Genomic DNA, 12,707 nt, shown 5'->3' on the forward strand with positions numbered 1-12,707 from the left:
CCGGTCCCACAAGCCATCGCGGGAGACGTCGGGTTCGACCGGCACGCCAGTCGGGTCACGCGTCGGCTCGCCCCGACTGCCCCTGCGGAAAGCCGTGTCGCCGGGTGGTCGCCGCCTCGCGAGTACGCGGGCTCGGGCCCGGTCGGGATCAGGCGGCGCGTTCGTCCGGGACGGTGCCCAGCGGTATCTGGGGGCCGTCGCACTCGCGGAGCCAGCGGCGCAGCACGTCGTGCACCCGCTCCGCGCCGACGAGTTCGGTGTCCGCTCCGACCGGTGCGGACAGGGCCACCGGGGAGAGCAGGAAGGGCCGCCCCTGGGCGCCGCCGAGCCCGCCGTGCGAGCCGATCTGCTCCTCGAAGGCGAGGACCTCGCCGCGGGCGGGGTCGCACCAGGAGTTGACCATGATGTCGGCGGCGTGCGGGAAGGAGTGGGTCCGTCGCACGGCGTCGGCGGCACCGGGCCCGAAGTCGGCCAGCGGGCCCGGGTGTTCGTCGTCGAGACGGTCCACCGGAAGCTCGACGCCGTGCGCGCCGAGCACGAGGCCGCCGTGTTCCTCGCTGCGGACCAGGAGAAAGCCGACGCCGGGGTGGTTGGCGAGGGTGGAGAGCAGCGCGGGGTGGCGGCGGTCGATCTCCTCGCGGCTCATCCGGTGCGGCACGTCGGGGAAGGAGATCAGACCGAGGTTGCCGGAGGCCAGGACGACGGGCTCGGAACGGCGCCCGGACGGCGGGCGCCGCTCCTCGCGCTCCTCGACGGGCCTGCGCAGCGCGGCCCGTACGGCGGTGCGCGCCTCGGCACCGCTGTGGGTGCTCCGGGCCCGGCGGGGCACGGGCAGCCCGCAGCCGGCCCGGACCAGGTTGCCGAGGCTGAGGCCGTAGCGGTTCAGGAAGGTCTCGCCCGGGCTCTGGCCGTGGTCGGAGAGCACGACGATCCGGTACGGCCGCGGGGCGTGCTCGGCGACCTTCTCGATCAGGGCGAGCGAACGGTCGAGCCGTTCCAGGATCTTGTCGGTGTCCCGGCTCCGGGGGCCAGAGTGGTGGGCCACCTCGTCGTACGCCACCAGGTCCGCGTAGACCGCGTTGCGCCCGGCGAGCATGTCGCCGATGACCGCGGCGACGACGACGTCCTGTTCGACGACGGTCGCGAAGGCGCGGACGAAGGGATACAGCCCGCCGCGCTTGACGCGGGGCCGCCGGCCCCGGAAGCGGGCCGAGGTGGACTGGAGCATCTCCCGGAAGACCTCGGCGGTGAACGACAACGCCGTGCGGACGGCGTTCGCCGGGTCGGAGAAGTAGGCGAAGTAGCCCGCCCGTGAGCGGTTGTCCCGGCCGCGCCTCGCGGCCACGGACAGGACGAGGGCGAGTTCGTCGGCGCCGCCGCTGAAGAGGTTCCCGCGGCTCGCGCCGTCGGCGGTGAGCAGTCCGCCGTCACCGGTGCGCGCGACGGCCCGGCGCTGGAGTTCGGCGGCGCCGGTCGGCCGGTTGCAGACCATGACCTCCCCGGTGTCCTTCTCGTACCACCGGAAGGCCGGGACGTCGTGATTGCTGCCGTGCAGGATGCCCAGCTGGCTGGCGCCGGTCTGGCTGGACCAGTCGGTGCGCCACGGGGTGAGCCGGTGGGTGGGACGGGGCCCGTCCAGCCAGCGGGCCGCGGTCGGCATCAGCCCCTTGCCGATCGCCTCCCGGAGCACGTCGTACCCGACCCCGTCGAGCTGGAGGAAGACGGCGGCGGGTGTCGAGGGACCGGGCCGCCCGTCGGCGCGCCTGCGGCGCCGGGCGGCGAGCCGGTAGAGCCGGCGCCGGTACGCGTCGTCGTCCCGCACGGCCAGGGCGCCGCCGGTGGCCGAGGCCACGGCGGACATCACGGCGGCCACGACGACGGCCGTCTCGGGGGCCGCCTCACTGCTCCCGGAGGGGTTGAGCCGCAGGGCGACCAGCAGCAGCGAGCCGTTCAGGAAGAAGACGAGCAGGCCGAGCACGAAAGCGGGCACGAGCAGCAGCGCCCGCACGAGCAGGGGCCACACCAGCGACGACAGGAGACCGAAGACTCCCGCGCCGGCCGCCGCGGTGACCGCGATCCGCGTCGCGCTGTCCCCGCTGGCCGACTGCAGGCGGAAATCCGGCAGCGCGCCGGCGAGGACGAGCATCGTGATCGTGGACACGGCCCACACCGTGATGCTCCGACCCACCGCGCTGGCGAGGCGCCGCCAACGTCCTCCGTCCACGCCCAGCCCACCTCACGTCCCGGCCCGCCCGGTCCGCGCGGCCTGCTCCCACCCTGTCACAACGCCCGGACATGCCCGGATGTCCCCGGAACCGCCCCGGGACTCCCGTGAGATCTCCCCGGGGTTCTCCGGGAAGCGCGGTATCAGCGGCCGTCGTAACCGGCCGTCGGCATCGACAGGCGGCGGTGGACGCGGGCCTTCATCTGGGCGTCGTACGACGGTTCGGCGCTGCCCACCGTCTCGACGCGGACCCCGCGGCGCGCGCACTCGGCGGTGAACTCCTCGACCGAGGCGAGGGCGCGCTCGAGCACCCGGCGGCTGGGTGCCACGAACAGGTCCACGAGGCCGGCCTCGACATCCGCCCACAGGCTGCGGTGGTCGGGGCGCAGACCCCGTACGAGGAGTTCCCGGGTGACGACATGACCGTGCTCGGCGGCCCAGCGGGCGCACATCGCGTGCTGACTGCGGGAGTCGACCAGGAAGGGGTCCTCGTCCAGTTCCTCGAGGGGCGTCAGGCTCGCGATCGCCATGACGCGAAGCGACGGGGGACCCGGCGCCGGGCCGCTCCGCTCGTGCGACGGCTTGAGGGCGTGCGCGCCGGAGGCACCGCGTGCGTCTCCCATGGTGTCCCCCTCACCTCCGGGTTTCGCCGCCGACCCTACTCCTGCCCGTAGGCTCGGGGGGAGTCGCGCGAAGGAGGGAAAGGGGTGCCGGTGGAGATCACCTGGTGGGGACACGCCACCTGCACGCTGGAGGACTCCGGGACGCGCGTGCTCACCGATCCGCTCTTCGCGCGCCGGCTCGCGCATCTGCGGCGCAGGCGCGGGGCGCCGCCCCCTCCCCCCGCGGCCGTCGCCGACGTGGCGCTCGTCTCCCATCTGCACGCCGACCACCTGCACCTGCCCTCGCTGGCGCGACTGGCTCCGGGGACCCGCCTCCTCGTGCCCCGGGACGCCCCCAGGTCGGTGCCCGGGCTGCGCAGACTGGACCATCTGCGGCTCACCGAGGTCGCGCCCGGCGATCGCACCCAGGTCGGTGACCTGGTCGTCCGTACCGTTCCGGCGCGGCACGACGGGCGGCGGCTGCCGGTCGGACCGCACCGCTCCCCCGCCGTGGGGTACGTGGTCGAGGGCGAGGCGCGGACGTACTTCGCCGGGGACACGGGGCTGTTCGCGTCGATGGCCGAGGAGGTCGGGACGGTCGACGTCGCCCTGCTTCCGGTGGGTGGCTGGGGACCGTATCTCGGGGAGGGGCACCTCGACGCGGGGCGTGCGGCCGAGGCACTCTCCGCGCTGCTGCCGCGCAGCGCCGTGCCGGTGCACTACGGCACGTTCTGGCCCATCGGGATGGACGCCGTGCGCCCCCATGAATTCCATGCGCCGGGTGAGGAGTTCGTGCGCCTGGCCGCCGAGCGCGCGCCCGGGGTGACGGTGCATCTGCTGGGCCACGGCGAGAGCGTCCGTCCGGAGGGCGCTCGGTGATCCACTGGTCCGCCGCCGGAACGGTCGTCCCCTCCCTCCAGTCGGTCAAGTGCAGTGCCCCGGCGATGTTCCTGTCCGCCACGGCGACGACCATGCCGCCGGAGTCCACGCAGCGGGCGATCGGCTACCCGACCCTGTTCCTGCTGGTCCTGATCGGGGCGCTGGTCCCGGTCGTGCCGACGGGCGCGCTGGTGAGTTCGGCGGCGGTGGTGGCCTTCCACCAGACGGCGCCCTTCGCGCTGCTGGCGGTGTTCCTGGTGTCCTCCCTCGCGGCGTTCCTCGGCGACGTCTCGCTGTACTGGCTGGGCCGGCGCGGCATGGGCTCGAAGAACGGATCGCGCTGGCTGGAGGCCATCCGGGTGCGCGCCCCCGAGGACCGGCTCGCCCGCGCGCAGAAGAAACTCGACGAGCACGGCATCGCCGTCCTCGTCCTGTCCCGGCTCGTTCCGGCGGGCCGCATCCCGGTGATGCTGGCCTGCCTGATGGCGAGGATGCCCCTGCGCGCCTTCGCCCGCGGGGACGTTCCGGCCTGTCTGGCGTGGGCGGCCACGTACCAGGTGATCGGCATCCTCGGCGGCTCGCTCTTCAGCGAGCCCTGGCAGGGCGTGGTGGCGGCGGTGGCGCTGACCCTCGCGATCGGCGCGGCGCCGGGTGTGTGGCGCCGGATCCGCGGGACGGCTCGCTGAGGGGTGTCGTCACGCGTCCCTTCGCCGGCCCGGGGGCCGGCCGGACCTGGGACGCCGGAGCTCGTCGGGAGCCGGGGCACGGTTTCCCGGGACGCCGGGGCGCTTGGGGAGTCGCGGCACGGTTTCCCGGTAGCGCGCGGTACGGCGGGAACCGCGGCACGGCTTCCCGGGACAGTGCGGTCATTCCAGGACCCGGGAAGCGCCGACCGCGAGGTCCCACAGGTCCTCCCGCGCCAGGCCCGCCCGCTCCCAGGCGGTCCGCACCCGCCGCAGCGGCTCCAGCACCGGTTCCGCGGAGAGCACGAACGTGCCCCAGTGCATCGGGGCCATCCGCCGGGCGCGCAGGTCGACGGACGCCCGTACCGCCTCCTCCGGGTCGCAGTGGACGTCCCTCAGCCACCATCGGGGGTCGTACGCGCCGATGGGCAGCAGGGCGAGGTCGATCCCCGGGTGGCGCTGCCCGATCCGGGCGAACCAGTGACCGTACCCGGTGTCGCCCGCGAAGTACACGCGTCGTCCCTCAGGTGCCGTGAGCACCCAGCCGCCCCACAGGGTGCGACAGGTGTCGGTGAGTCCGCGCTTGGACCAGTGGTGGGCGGGGACGAAGTCGAAGCGGACGCCGTCCAGTTCGGCCGCCTCCCACCAGTCCAGCTCGGTCACCCGGGTGAACCGGCGGCGCCTGAACCAGCGTCCGAGTCCGGCGGGTACGAAAACCGGTGTGTCGCGCGGGAGTCGGCGCAGGGTCGGCGCGTCCAGATGGTCGTAGTGGTTGTGACTGACGACGACCGCGTCGACCCGCGGCAGCGCGCTCCAGGCCACGCCGACCGGGGTGATCCGGGCCGGGGTCCCGATGATCCTGCGGGACCAGACCGGGTCCGTGAGGACGGTGAGCCCGCCGATCCGGATCACCCAACTCGCGTGCCCCGCCCAGGAGACGGCGACCGTGCGGGCGTCCACGCGGGGCAGCGGACCCGGCTCGAAGGGCAGCGACGGGATGTCGGCGAGCCCGTCGCTGCCGGGCCGCGGGGCGCCCTCGCGGGCCAGGCGCGCGAAGGCCCGCAGCCCCGGCAGGGGCGCGGTCAGCCGGTCCACGAACGAGCGGGGCCACGTACGCGGCTCGCCGAGCGGGCGGGGCTCGGCGAGCGGCGGAGCGGGGAACGGAGGGGCAGGGAGCGGAGGAAGGACGGCGGGCCGCCCCGGTGCCGAGGCGGACGGTGGCGCGGGATCGCCGGGGTCCTGTGCCGTCCGGCTCGTGGTCGACCCGGCCTGCCTCGTGGTCGACTCGGACTGTTGCGTCATCGAGGAGACTCCCATCGCTGAGCGTCGTCGCGGAGATCGTCGAAGGCCGACTCCAAGAAGGTCAACGCACTGCGCACATGCGGCAGTTCCAGGGGTGAGGAGGAGGCGAGGGATTCCTCCCGCTCCTCGTCGGTGGAGCCGAGCAGCGGTCCGGTGCCCAGGCGGACCCGGAGCGCGGCGAGATCGTCGCCGAACCGGTGCCCGCCCGGTGCGGGCATGCCGAGCCGGGCGGAGAGGAAGTCCTCCAGGTCCTGGGCGTCGCCCACATCGTGCGCGCCCAGGGCGGAGCGGAGGGCGCCCAGGTCGACGTACAGGTGCCGACCCGCCTGCGGGGGGCGCGACACGGCCCCCGCGGCACTCAGGACGCGGTGCGCGGCGTCGGCGACGCACGCGTGCAGGCGTACGGCGGCCGCGAGCCGTTCGGTGATCGCGGCGGGCTCGCCGAGGGCGTACGCGGCCGCCGAGGCGACCGGTTCGGCGACGCGCGCGCCGAGCACGGTGAGCACGTCGAGGACGCGGGAACGCAGCAGCGCGCCCCGCTCGTTGCCGGGGAAGCGCGCGACGGCGGCCGGCCAGCCCTGCGGCAGGAAGGACCCCGCGAGGTCCGTGATCACGGTGACGTCGTCGGGGAGCATCTCGGCGGGGCTGAGCAGCACGGTGTCGTGCGGCCGGTGCAGGGTGTCGCGCCAGGTCTCGTCGCTGACGATGTGCAGTCCCTCGCCCGCCGCGGCCTCCACGGTCTCGTGCACCACCTCGGGCGGCGCGACGGTGGCGGTGGGGTCGTCCGCCACCGACAGCAGGAGCAGACGGGGGTCGCCGCCCTCCGCGCGGACCCTGCGGACGGTCTCCAGGAGGGCGTAGGGATCGGGGACGCCGCCGCACTCCGCGGGCGTCGCCACGTGGAACACGGACCGGCCGAGCAGGCGTGCCTGCGGCGCCCACCACGCGGCGCACGGGCGGGGCGCGAGGACGTCGCCGCCGAGCGCCCCGGTCAGGGCGAGGAGCAGCGCGGGGGCTCCGGGAGCGGCCACCACCCGGTCGAACCCGGCGGGCAGGCCGCGCCGGGTCCAGTAGCCGCGGGCGGCGTCCAGAAGCACGGGGCCGCCGCCGAACAGCGCGGTGTCGGAGCGGTTCGCCGCGGCGGCCAGCACGGAGCGCAGTTCCGGCAGCACGGGCAGGCCCTCACCGGGCAGCGGCGGTCCGTACCGGACCGGTCCGTGGCCTTCCGGGGCCGTCCGCCGCATACCTGCCTCCGCACCGTCGGTGCCGCCGTGCCCTGGCCCGGAACCCTGCTGACCGCCGGGTTCCGGCTGCCTCTGTCCCCCTCGTACGGATCACGCCTCGTACGGTTCACGTCTCGTGCGGATCACGTCTCGTGCGATTCGCGTCTGCCGGTCGCCTCACGCGACGGCTCTCCCAGTACCCAGCGGCATACCGTCCCGTGGGCGCTGGTGGAAGTCCTCCGGCGGCCGCCGGAGACGCTGCCGTCACCACCACCGTCACGACTGGCTCACCACTGCCGGCATGGCCGCCGGAACCGCTCTCGACGGTGCTGCCGGAAGTGTTGTCGGGGCCGGGCCCGTCACCTCGTCGTCGCTCGCGCGGGTCGCCCGTCACCGTGTCGCCCGTCCCGCTAGGGGTGCCGCCGACGCAGGTGGTGGGCCGCGACGCCGAGGGCCCCGGCGATCAGCACACCGCCGACGACCAGGGCCGGCACGGAGTCGGTGAAGACGCCGCCCTGGCCCGCTTCCACACCCCGCTGGACGGTAGGGGGACGGTCTCCGGTACCGCTGCCCGTGCCGATCCTGCTGTCGGCGCCGGTGCCGGGCCCGCTGTCGGTACCGTGCGTCGCCGTCGAACCACCGGCCACGGAGTACGAGGCGGTCCACTGTTCTCCGTGACCGCCCGGCGGCGCGGGACAGACGCCTTGCACGTCCCACCGCGAAGCGCCCCCGGCCTCCGGGCCGACCTTGTCGGGGGCCACTGCCTCGGGCCCGACGGCGTCCGGGCCCACGACGTCCGGACCCACCGTCTCCGGGCCCACGGCCTCCGGGCCCACCGGCTCGGGGACCGTGTCCGGGCCCACGTCGTCCGGGCCCACCGTCCCTGGACCCACGGCGTCGGGAACCGGCGGGTCGGGGTCGGGGACCACGGGGTCGGACGCCGACGGGTCGACGGCGACGGGAGCGGGTGCCACGGCGTCGGGCGCGACCGTGTCCGAGCCGCCGGGTGCGGGGTTCACCCCTCCCCCGCGCACGGCACCGGGGTTCTTCGCGTCGGAGGCGCCTGCCGGGTCCGGGCTTGACCCCGCGCCGGACTCGTCGGACGGGCCGGACCCGCCGGACGGGATACGGGCCGTGCCGCGATAGGCGGCGGCTCCCGCGCTGTTCGGATCGGCGCCCTCGACGCGGTGCAGCTCGACCTTGCCGGCCTCGAAACCCTGGGAGCTGGCCTCGATGGATTCGGGCGAGGTTCCCCCCGCCGCTTCGCAGGTGACCGTGATGGTGACGGTGCCGCCGGGTTCGACGGAGCCCGGACTGACCTCCGCGTCCGGATCCGCGAACGCGGCCGACGCGGTGGCGCCCAGGGCTGCGCCGGCCAAGGCGGTGGCGTACAGGACACGGGCGGTACGGCGCATGAGCGGGGCTCCTTCGGAGGGGCTGCGGTCCGAGGGCCACGGCCGTCGTGCCCCTCGGGACCCATCAGAGCCCGCCGGGCCGCCGGGCGCGAACGGCCGGGCACCATTCGCGGGAAAACAGGGGTCCGGGCGGGTGACAGCGCGGACGAGCGGCGACCGGTCGACCGCCGTACGACGCCGTGGCCGGCCCAGCGGTGCGGGGAGCCCCGCCCCGCTGCTCCCCGTGCCGCTCCTCTCCCCCCTCCTTCTCCCCACGCCTCCTCGTCTCCGGCGCCCCCTGTGCCTCCTGCGCCCCCTCGTCTCCGGCCACTCCCCGGCCCGCCCGTCAGTCGACCGACGGGACCAGTTCCCGCTCCAGTCCGTGGCCCCGCCTGTCCACGACGGCCGCGGCGACGTCGGACAGCTTGCGGTTCGTGCCCTGCGAGATCCGGCGCAGGATCGCGAAGGCGCGGTCCGCGTCGCAGCCCAGGACGTGCATCACCATCCCGCACGCCTGGTCGATCACGGGCCGGGAGCGCAGCGCGGTGCCCAGCTGGTCGAGTTCGGCCAGGGCTGCGCGGTAGGAACGGTCACGGACCAGGCAGGTCACGGCGTGATCGCCGAGCGCGCGGGCGGCCCCGTGCGGGGCGCCTTCGAGGGCGCCGGGACGGAAACTGTAGAGGCTGAGGGTGACGGTCAGCCCGGAACTGCGGAAGGGGATGGTGACGCTGGAGCGCACCCCCGCGTCGAGGGCCATGGCCCGGTACCCGGGCCAGCGCTTCTCGACCAACAGGTCCGCCGAGTCGACGGGTTCTCCGCGTTCGAGAGCGGCCGGTATCGGCCCGTCGCCCGTGCGCAGTTGCACCGAGACGAGTCCGGCGAGGTCAGGGTGGGTGACCGCGGCGGGCCGTTCGGCGCCCCCCTGGGACACCGTGCTGCCGGCGCCGCAGCAGTCGGTGACACAGCGCGTCGCCTGATCGGCGAGTTCCGAGAGTCTCCTCCCGGGAAGGGACGACTCTGGCGACTCCGGTCCCAGATGGCCCAGTTGATCGGTTTCCGGCATTTCTCACTCCTCCTCCCCTTCCGCCTTCCCGCCCGTCCGTGACGAAAACGAGCACTCCCGCCCAGGCCGGACAGGAGTGCTCCCGCCTGCGCCGCGTCAGGTGTCGCGGGTTGCGCCCCCGGCGCCCCCGGCACGCCTCCGCCGGGTTACGTTCATCGCATGGCGCAGACGGACGAATTCGGTGAAGAACTCGCGGATTTCGTCCGCCGTGTAGCGGAGTTGAAGGCGGCGCGCTCGGTGCCCGCCCCCGAACTGCCGACGGTCCTCGACGCGGCGATCTTCGAACTCGACCATGTGGCCGAGCAGTTGTGGCCCGCCTTCCAACGGCTGTCGGCGGCCGGGCCTTCCGGGATCGGCTCGGTGGACCGGCAGGAGCAGCAGCTCCTGAAGGCGCTGTTCCAGCGGGTGCCGGTACCTGTCGTCCTGGTGGACCGCGAGACCGTGGTGCGCCGGATGAACTTCGCGGCGACCTCGTTCACCGGTGTCCGGGCCGGTTACGCCACCGGCCGACCGCTGACCGGGTTCCTCGCGCACGCCGACCGGGCCGCGTTCCGCTCGCAGGCGGCGGCGGTGGCCCGCGGTGAGGGCGACCGCGGGATGACCGTACGGCTCCAGCAGGAACCGTCGGTGCCGGTGCGGGCGACGCTCACCGGGTTGCGGCCCAGCGGGGAGCCGCGGACGGCCGTCCTCGTGGCGCTCCAGCCGGTGGGCGACCCGGACCCGGCGGACGCTTCGGGGCCTTCGGGGCTCCCGGGGGCTCCGGAGTCCTCGGGACGAAGCGCGCCGGGGCGGGCGGCGCCGAGTCTGTCCGCGACCACCCGGCACGCGGCGCTGATGGACCTGGTGGACGCCATGGGCACCGTGCTGCTCGGCGATCCGGGCGGGGACCGTCCGGCGGTCATGGGGCGGGCCGCCGCGGTCCTGCACGGGCGGTTCGCCGACTGGGTGGTGGCCGACGCCGGGGCCGGAGGGCTGTCCCGTACGACCGTCCTGGGCCCGCCCGGACGTGACGAGGAGGCGGCGGCCGTGGCGGCGCAGGATCCCGCCGCGTGCCCCCTCGTGGCCGAGGCGGTACGCGGCGGGTCCACGGCCCTTCAGGTGCCCCCCGAGGACCCGGACGCCTTCGGCCGTGACGCGACGGGCGCTCCGGTCCTCGTCCGCGCCGACGTGACGTCCTTGCTGTGCGTGCCGCTGATGGGCGCGTCCGGTGCCGCGCACGGGGTGCTGACGCTGTTCAGGAGTGGGGGGCGGCCCGCCTTCTCGATGGCCGAGGCGCAGGCGATGGACCTGATGTCCCGGCACCTCGCCCTGAGACTGGCGTGGCCGGACTGATCCGCGGCGCGGCAGCGGCCTCCACCGGTCCGGGAACGGACAGGTCGTCCGCCAGGCGCCGCGGGGCGTGGGGCGGGCGGGGACGCGACGACGACCGATCCTGCGGGCGGGAGGGCCCTCAGGCCGCGTCGCTCATGATCTGGTCGCGCAGTCGGGTGCAGCAGCGGCTGATCAGACGGGAGACGTGCATCTGGGAGATGCCCAGCTCGTCGGCGATCCGGCTCTGCGTCATGTCGCTGAAGAACCGCATGTAGAGGATGGCGCGCTCCCGCTCGGGCAGTGCCTGGAGCCGGGGCTTGACGGCCTCGCGGTCGATGACGGTGTCGAGGGCCGGATCGGGTGAGCCGAGGGCGTCGCTGAGGGAGTAGCCGTCCTCGCTGCCCGGCAGTTCGGCGTCCAGGGAGAGCGCGGTGAAGCTCTCCAGCGCCTCCAGACCGGTCCGGACGTCCTCCTCGCTCATCCGGGCGTGCTCGGCGATCTCGGCGACCGTCGGCTTGCGGCCGGGGATGGTCTGCGACAGGTCCTGGCCGGCGAACCGGACCCGGTTGCGCAGGTCCTGGACCCGGCGTGGCACGTGCAGGGTCCACATGTGATCGCGGAAGTGGCGCTTGATCTCGCCGGTGATCGTAGGCACCGCGTAGCTCTCGAAGGCGTTGCCGAGCTCGGGGTCGTAGCGGTCGACGGCCTTGACGAGACCGAGCGCCGCGACCTGGCGCAGGTCCTCGTAGTTCTCGCCGCGGCTGCGGAACCGTCCCGCAAGCCGTTCGGCCATCGGCAGCCAGGACTCGACGATCTGCTCACGGAGCGTGTCGTGCTCGGGACCCGGGGGAAGCGTGGCGAGCCTGCGGAATGCGTCCACGGTGTCGGGGGCGTCGTCGTGCGGATGGTGCGTCGCGCTCGCTTGAGTTCGCATGGTGCGTCGCAACTCCCTTGATGGTGCCTTGTCATGGACAGTCACCGTGGGAGGGCACCCATGCTCGGACGGGTACACCCGTGGCGCGGATCGCCGCTCCCACGGACGTGCCTCCTGTCCGAAGCACTGCATGTGCGTCTGCCCCGCGCCATGCGAGACAAACACCTAGTAATTCTCCCCCAAGCCGGGCTTCCTGTCCTCTCCGGGGTCCGCCAGGACGGGCTCCGCCCGCACCGGGCGCCTCCGCGGCCGGGTCCCGCGGGGCCGGAACCCCCAGTGGCGCGGCGGGAAAGCGTTTCAGGACGCGGCGCTCAGGAGGTCCGGTTTCCATCGGGTGAATCCGGGCCCGCGGTGGGGGCGGCCGACGCCGCGCGGGAAGGTCCACCCTGCGTACCGGAAGCGTCACGGACAGGAGCACCCATGCCGAAGTACCTCATCCAGGCCGGCTACACCCCCCAGGGCACGAGGGGGCTGCTCGAGGAGGGCGCCAGCGGCCGTCGCGCCGCCGTCGACCGCGTCGTCACCGGACTCGGCGGCACGGTCGAGGCCATGTACTTCGCCTTCGGGGAGGACGACCTCGTGTGCGTCATCGACCTCCCCGACCAGGTCTCCATGGCCGCCGTCAGCCTCCGCGTGAAGGCGGACGGCGCCCTGCGCACGCGGGCGACCCCGCTCCTCACCGTGGACGAGATCGACGAGGCCACCCGCAGGCCGGTCGACTTCCGTCCTCCCGGCGCGTGAACCGGGAGGACGGAAGCCGACCGGCGGGATCACGTCGGACGGGTGTCGGGTCGGGCAGAGGTCACGACGGACGGACATCAGGTCGGGCAGATGCCACGTCGGGCAGATGTCACGTCGGAAGGACGGCGTCAGGTCCGACAGATGTCGGTCCCGGCGGCCCGGTGCCCGCCTCCCGCGTTCGGTGTCCCGCGCCCCGCCGGGGTGGACGGAAGCCATCCCGGCGACGTGATCAGGCCGAGCGGCGCCCGGCACGGGGACCCGATGCTCCACGGCACGGGCGCGTGACCGGCGCCGGTAAGCGCCCGTGCCGTCCGGCCAGGGAACCGGCGGGCCCCGGCCGGAGCGCGTGGG

The 12,707-nt window shown here is 74.6% G+C and carries 11 protein-coding genes; 4 read left to right on the plus strand and 7 right to left on the minus strand.

Annotation, left to right across the window (positions count from 1 at the left end; all coding sequences use genetic code 11):
• Nucleotides 1-148: 148 nt before the first annotated feature.
• Together ACFYW7_RS14670 and ACFYW7_RS14675 are read right to left on the minus strand one after the other, a co-directional pair.
• Nucleotides 149-2,170, minus strand: coding sequence for an alkaline phosphatase family protein (locus ACFYW7_RS14670; protein WP_389502706.1), 2,022 nt, complete (start codon nt 2,168-2,170; stop codon nt 149-151).
• 197 nt (nt 2,171-2,367) lie between these two features.
• On the minus strand, nt 2,368-2,847 hold the full coding sequence (locus ACFYW7_RS14675; protein WP_389501882.1) for a hypothetical protein: 480 nt from the start codon (nt 2,845-2,847) through the stop codon (nt 2,368-2,370).
• 84 nt (nt 2,848-2,931) lie between these two features.
• On the opposite strand from ACFYW7_RS14675, the gene ACFYW7_RS14680 reads away from it, so the two are divergent.
• On the plus strand, nt 2,932-3,705 hold the full coding sequence (locus tag ACFYW7_RS14680; RefSeq protein WP_389501884.1) for an MBL fold metallo-hydrolase: 774 nt from the start codon (nt 2,932-2,934) through the stop codon (nt 3,703-3,705).
• A gap of 65 nt (nt 3,706-3,770) precedes the next feature.
• Nucleotides 3,771-4,391 (plus strand): DedA family protein, encoded by a 621-nt coding sequence (locus tag ACFYW7_RS14685; protein ID WP_389502708.1) that lies wholly within the window; start codon nt 3,771-3,773, stop codon nt 4,389-4,391.
• A 180-nt stretch (nt 4,392-4,571) separates the two neighbouring features.
• On the opposite strand, the gene ACFYW7_RS14690 is transcribed toward ACFYW7_RS14685, so the two are convergent.
• The 4 genes from ACFYW7_RS14690 to ACFYW7_RS14705 all read right to left on the minus strand — a co-directional run bounded on the left by ACFYW7_RS14690 (nt 4,572) and on the right by ACFYW7_RS14705 (nt 9,370).
• Nucleotides 4,572-5,690 (minus strand): MBL fold metallo-hydrolase, encoded by a 1,119-nt coding sequence (locus ACFYW7_RS14690; protein WP_389501886.1) that lies wholly within the window; start codon nt 5,688-5,690, stop codon nt 4,572-4,574.
• A complete protein-coding gene (locus ACFYW7_RS14695; protein WP_389501888.1) occupies nt 5,687-6,934 on the minus strand; it encodes an aminotransferase class I/II-fold pyridoxal phosphate-dependent enzyme in 1,248 nt (415 codons plus the stop codon). The genes ACFYW7_RS14690 and ACFYW7_RS14695 overlap by 4 nt, the downstream gene beginning before the upstream one ends.
• Nucleotides 6,935-7,323: 389 nt before the next feature.
• Entirely contained in the window at nt 7,324-8,328 is a 1,005-nt protein-coding gene (locus tag ACFYW7_RS14700) for a hypothetical protein (RefSeq protein WP_389501890.1), read from the minus strand.
• Nucleotides 8,329-8,653: 325 nt separating this feature from the next.
• Entirely contained in the window at nt 8,654-9,370 is a 717-nt protein-coding gene (locus ACFYW7_RS14705; protein WP_389501892.1) for an ANTAR domain-containing response regulator, read from the minus strand.
• 159 nt (nt 9,371-9,529) lie between these two features.
• Here ACFYW7_RS14705 and ACFYW7_RS14710 point away from each other — a divergent pair, with 159 nt between their 5' ends.
• Complete coding sequence (locus ACFYW7_RS14710; protein WP_389501893.1) at nt 9,530-10,702, plus strand: PAS domain-containing protein; 1,173 nt, start codon at nt 9,530-9,532, stop codon at nt 10,700-10,702.
• A gap of 118 nt (nt 10,703-10,820) precedes the next feature.
• On the opposite strand, the gene ACFYW7_RS14715 is transcribed toward ACFYW7_RS14710, so the two are convergent.
• Nucleotides 10,821-11,615 carry an RNA polymerase sigma factor SigF gene (locus ACFYW7_RS14715; RefSeq protein WP_389501896.1) on the minus strand — a complete coding sequence of 265 codons (795 nt, stop codon included), beginning with the start codon at nt 11,613-11,615 and terminating at the stop codon, nt 10,821-10,823.
• 420 nt (nt 11,616-12,035) lie between these two features.
• On the opposite strand from ACFYW7_RS14715, the gene ACFYW7_RS14720 reads away from it, so the two are divergent.
• Nucleotides 12,036-12,356, plus strand: a complete 321-nt coding sequence (locus ACFYW7_RS14720) for a GYD domain-containing protein (protein ID WP_389501899.1) — start codon at nt 12,036-12,038, stop codon at nt 12,354-12,356.
• Nucleotides 12,357-12,707: the final 351 nt, after the last annotated feature.

Origin of the sequence: Streptomyces sp. NPDC002580, from assembly GCF_042889485.1 — a bacterium.
Taxonomy (GTDB): Bacteria; Actinomycetota; Actinomycetes; order Streptomycetales; family Streptomycetaceae; genus Streptomyces.

Coding starts and splice junctions, on each gene's coding strand:
- ACFYW7_RS14675 (WP_389501882.1), bottom strand. CDS start 2,847: ATGGGAGACGCACGCGGTGCCTCCGGCGCGCACGCCCTCAAGCCGTCG.
- ACFYW7_RS14685 (WP_389502708.1), top strand. CDS start 3,771: ATGTTCCTGTCCGCCACGGCGACGACCATGCCGCCGGAGTCCACGCAG.
- ACFYW7_RS14690 (WP_389501886.1), bottom strand. CDS start 5,690: ATGACGCAACAGTCCGAGTCGACCACGAGGCAGGCCGGGTCGACCACG.
- ACFYW7_RS14695 (WP_389501888.1), bottom strand. CDS start 6,934: ATGCGGCGGACGGCCCCGGAAGGCCACGGACCGGTCCGGTACGGACCG.
- ACFYW7_RS14700 (WP_389501890.1), bottom strand. CDS start 8,328: ATGCGCCGTACCGCCCGTGTCCTGTACGCCACCGCCTTGGCCGGCGCA.
- ACFYW7_RS14705 (WP_389501892.1), bottom strand. CDS start 9,370: ATGCCGGAAACCGATCAACTGGGCCATCTGGGACCGGAGTCGCCAGAG.
- ACFYW7_RS14710 (WP_389501893.1), top strand. CDS start 9,530: ATGGCGCAGACGGACGAATTCGGTGAAGAACTCGCGGATTTCGTCCGC.
- ACFYW7_RS14715 (WP_389501896.1), bottom strand. CDS start 11,615: ATGCGAACTCAAGCGAGCGCGACGCACCATCCGCACGACGACGCCCCC.
- ACFYW7_RS14720 (WP_389501899.1), top strand. CDS start 12,036: ATGCCGAAGTACCTCATCCAGGCCGGCTACACCCCCCAGGGCACGAGG.